The 3,892-nt window shown below is 62.9% G+C and carries 5 protein-coding genes; 1 reads left to right on the top strand and 4 read right to left on the bottom strand.

Annotated features, from left to right (window positions below; genetic code table 11):
• On the top strand, window positions 1-802 hold an 802-nt coding region (locus J0I64_RS02965), incomplete at its 5' end, for a GGDEF domain-containing protein (protein WP_291406134.1).
• 24 nt (window positions 803-826) lie between these two features.
• Here J0I64_RS02965 and aroA read toward each other — a convergent pair.
• The 4 genes from aroA to J0I64_RS02945 all read right to left on the bottom strand — a co-directional run.
• A complete protein-coding gene (aroA, locus tag J0I64_RS02960; protein ID WP_291406133.1) occupies window positions 827-2,104 on the bottom strand; it encodes a 3-phosphoshikimate 1-carboxyvinyltransferase in 1,278 nt (425 codons plus the stop codon).
• A 63-nt stretch (window positions 2,105-2,167) separates the two neighbouring features.
• Window positions 2,168-2,551, bottom strand: a complete 384-nt coding sequence (locus J0I64_RS02955; RefSeq protein ID WP_291406132.1) for an iron-sulfur cluster assembly accessory protein — start codon at window positions 2,549-2,551, stop codon at window positions 2,168-2,170.
• 53 nt (window positions 2,552-2,604) lie between these two features.
• Entirely contained in the window at window positions 2,605-2,937 is a 333-nt protein-coding gene (locus J0I64_RS02950) for an SUF system Fe-S cluster assembly protein (RefSeq protein ID WP_291406135.1), read from the bottom strand.
• Window positions 2,938-3,007: 70 nt separating this feature from the next.
• The coding region (locus J0I64_RS02945; RefSeq protein WP_291406131.1) for a cysteine desulfurase at window positions 3,008-3,892 on the bottom strand (885 nt) is incomplete at its 5' end.

Here is a 3,892-nt window from a genome sequence, read left to right as displayed (position 1 = left end):
GCGCATGCAGGTGCGCATCGAGGCGGTGCATTCGGCGATCGACCAGGCGATGACGACGGCCAATGCCTATTCCGGATCGCTGCAGTCGGCCCAGGGCGACTTGGAGCGCGAAATCGACCCCGAGACACTGCACGCGCTGGCAACGCGGCTCCTCGCCGAAACGCGGCGTATGCAGGATACCAACCGTGTGCTCGAGCAGAAGCTCGAGGCATCGCGCGAGGATATAGCGGCGCTGCAGCGCGATCTCGACGATGTCCGGCGCGAGTCTCTGCTCGACCCGCTGACCAAGATTGCCAACCGCAAGAGCTTTGATGAAGGCCTGCGCTCGGCCATTGACGAGGCGCGGCAGACGGGCAATCCGCTCTGCCTTATCCTGATGGATATCGACCACTTCAAGAGCTTTAACGATACTTATGGACACCAGACGGGTGATCAGGTGTTGCGGCTCGTGGCCATGACGATCAAGTCCAATATCAAGGGCCGTGACCTTGCCGCGCGCTATGGCGGCGAAGAGTTTGTGGCGATCCTGCCCAATACCGATCTCAAAGGCGCGACCATCGTTGCCGAGAACGTGCGCCAGGCCATTCACGGCAAGGAACTGCTGAAACGTTCGACCAACGAGAAGCTCGGCCGCATCACGGCGTCTTTCGGCATTGCGTCGTTCCGCATGTCCGACACGGCCGGCTCGCTGATCGAACGCGCCGACCGTTGCCTCTATGCGGCAAAGCATGGCGGCCGCAACCGCGTGCTCACGGAAGAGAGCCTGCCTGATCCGAACGAGCCGCGCGCCGACGTCGCCTGAGGCTTCGCCAGCGGCACTTTCGTCTTAGCTGGCGGGGATCAATTCCACGCCGAGCGAAGCCAGCATATCCCAATAGTCCGGATAGGTTTTGCCTGAGCAGGCGGGATCGAGGATCGTCACGCCGCCCACGCGGAGCGCGGCCAGGGCAAAGCTCATGGCGATGCGGTGATCGTGATAGGTCTCGATACGCGAGGTCACGTCGCGCTGCGCAGCATCGAGCAGCGCCGGATCCGAGGCGACCAGCAGGTCGTCGCCCTCTTCCCTTGCTAGACCCGGGCGGATGCGGTTCAGCTCATTGGCGACGGCGCGAATGCGGTCGGTTTCCTTGACGCGCAGGTTGGCGATGCCGACGAAACGCACGGGCTGATTGTTGAAGGCGGCGACCACGGCCATGGTCGGGACCGCATCCTGCATCTGCGAACCATCGATGACGGCAGGCATGTTCGGGAATTGTGCGATCACGGCCTGCGCGGCAGCGTCTGGCTGGGTGAACGCATCGGCGGCAACGCCGAGATCGATCTTGCCGCCCGTCAGCGCCTCGATGCCCCAGAGATAGGTGGCGGCGGACGCGTCGGGTTCGATGTGGAAATCAGTCGCGGCGTAGCCGGTCGGCTGGACCAGCCAGGTGCCGGGCGTGGTTTCTTCTACCTCGGCGCCGAAAGCACGCATGGCGGCCAGCGTCAGGTCGACATAGCCACGGGCGCCGATATCCTTGCCGGCGAGCGCAACTTCAATAGGTCCGTCGCCGAAGGGCGCGGCCATCAGCAGTGCAGAAACGTATTGGCTGGAGAGCGAAGCGTCGATCTCCACCCTGCCCTTGCCGAAGCGGCCGGTGCCGTGAATGGTAACGGGCGGGCAACCGGTGGGCGCCTCGGCATCGATGCCGAGCGAGCGCAGCGCATCGACCAGCGACTTGATCGGACGCAGGCGCATGTCCTCGTCGCCATCCACAACCACGGTGCCTTCAATGGTGGCGACAGCGGCGGTGAGAAAGCGTGTGGCGGTGCCCGCATTGCCGAGCACCAGCGGTGCCTCCGGCGCCGTCAGCTTGCCGCTGCTGGTGACCAGAAAGCTCGTCGCATCAGGCTCTTCGACCGTAACGCCCATTTGGCGCAGAGCCTGCGCCATCAGCACCGTGTCCTTGCTCTTGAGGGCGCCGGTCAGCCGGCTCGTGCCCTTGGCAAGCGCTGCGAGCAGCAGCGCACGGTTGGTGATGGACTTGCTGCCCGGGGGCGAAACGCGACCCGAGAGAGGACGACCAGGAGGGACGATGGTGTAGGCAGGAGGGAGCGTTTTCGGCATGATGCCGTGGTGTTAGGACAAAGCGCCCCCGGACGCAATCACCGTTGCGGCATCGCCGCGCGATCAAACCGCTGCGGCGCGCGCTTCGGAGATTGCCTTGAGGTCGGCGGCCTTGAGCGTAACGCTTTCGCCGCAGCCGCAGGCGCCGGTCTGGTTCGGATTCTTGAAGGTGAAGCCCGAGGACATCTTGGTTTCTTCAAAGTCCATGACGGTGCCAAGCAGGTACATGGTGGCCTTGGGGTCGACCCAGACATCGACGCCGCGATCGGTGACATGGTCGTCACCCTTCAGCGGCTCGCTGACATAGTCCATCGTATAGGCGACGCCGGCGCAGCCGGCATTCTTGATCCCAACGCGCAGGCCGATGACCGGCTTGTCGGAATCTTCCATGATTTCCTTGATGCGCTCGGCTGCCGCATCGGACAGCGACATGATCTTGAAGGCCATGGGTGGTCCGCCTCTATCGGTACATTGCGATATATAGAACTAAACGCGTGGAATTACCACCAGTTCAACGCAACTTGCGCTTCTTCGCTCATGCGGCTGGCATCCCACGGGGGATCGAACACCATGTTGACCTTGACGTCCTGAATGCCTTCGACGCCGCGGGCGGCGTTTTCGACCCAGGCGGGCATTTCGCCGGCAACCGGGCAGCCCGGCGCGGTCAGCGTCATGTCGATGGTCAGGTTGCGGTCGTCGTCGAGGTCAACCTTGTAGATCAGGCCGAGCTCATAGATATCGACCGGAATTTCCGGATCATAGACGGTCTTCAGCGCACCGATCAGATCGGAAGTGATCCGCTCAACTTCCCCGTCGCCCAGGCTTTCCGGCATGGTCGGCTGGATGCGGACATCGATCTGTTCGTCGGCTGCCGGTGTGGTGTCTTCGCTCATCATCTGTCTCTCAGGCGAAAAATTTACGGGCGCGCTCAATGCCATCGACGAGCGCGTCCACATCGTCCTTGCCGTTATATAGGGCGAGGGAAGCCCGGCAGGTAGAGGTGACGCCAAATCGCTTCAGCAATGGCTGCGCGCAATGGGTACCGGCACGGACTGCAATACCGTAGCGGTCGAGAATGGTAGCGACGTCGTGGGCATGGGCGCCCGCGATCTCGAAGGAGAAAATGCCGCCCTTGCCCGGCGCCGTGCCGATCAGGCGCAGCGAATTGATGCGGCTGAGCTGTTCGTGAGCATAAGCGGCGACTTCGTGCTCATGCTCCGCGATCTCGTCGCGGCCGAGCGTTTCCATATAGGTAAGCGCGGCGCCGAGGCCGATGGCTTGGACGATAGGCGGTGTGCCGGCCTCGAAGCGGTGCGGCGGCTCGTTGTAGGTGACGGTGTCGAGCGTAACAGTCTCGATCATTTCGCCGCCGCCCTGGTAGGGCCGCATTTCAGCGAGCAGGTCGTACTTGCCGTAGAGCACGCCGATGCCGGTCGGGCCGTAGAGCTTGTGGCCGGTCATGATGTAGAAATCGGCGTCGAGATCCCTGACGTCGACCTTGGTGTGGACGGCGCCTTGCGAACCGTCGACCAGCACCGGAATGCCGCGAGCGTGAGCGATTTCAATGATTTGCTTGATCGGCGTCACAGTGCCGAGCACGTTCGACATATGCGTAACGGCGACGATACGCGTCTTGTCGGTCAGCGCAGCCTCGAAGGCGTCAAGGCTAAAACTGCCGTCGTCGAGGACGTCGACCCACTTGATGACGGCGCCCTTGCGCTCGCGGTGAAAATGCCAGGGCACGATATTGGAGTGGTGCTCCATGATCGTGGTGACGATCTCGTCCCC

This window comes from Devosia sp., assembly GCF_017307565.1.
Taxonomy (GTDB): Bacteria; Pseudomonadota; Alphaproteobacteria; order Rhizobiales; family Devosiaceae; genus Devosia.
This window is presented reverse-complemented; position numbering and strand designations above follow the sequence as displayed.